1 pseudogene is annotated in these 250 nt (G+C 55.6%); it reads left to right on the top strand.

The annotated features are described in order from the left end of the window. Window positions 1–250 (top strand): annotated as a pseudogene (locus SB816_RS33745) (lipase); the annotation flags it as partial.

The following is a 250-nucleotide window of genomic DNA, read 5'->3' as shown; positions in this document are numbered from 1 at the left end:
AGCCGGGAGGGAACTCAAGCATCCGACTGCGTCGCAGGTCAAAAAGATCATCGTGGATCGCCTGAACCGATCGAAGATGACCCGGAACGATCGATTCGAAATTGCGTGGGGGCCGGCGATCGTATCGGATCCTAATGGCGAAGCTGCCAATGTGACCGTCGTCTTGCAATTGGCCGGTAGCGGCGAATATACAGTGGTGACGAGCGGCACCAATTTCACGTCCCCGCTTGATGTTCTGAGCGATTTTTCC

The sequence above is a fragment of the Achromobacter sp. SIMBA_011 genome, assembly GCF_046535435.1.
GTDB classification, from domain to species: Bacteria; Pseudomonadota; Gammaproteobacteria; order Burkholderiales; family Burkholderiaceae_B; genus Achromobacter; species Achromobacter dolens.
This window is presented reverse-complemented; position numbering and strand designations above follow the sequence as displayed.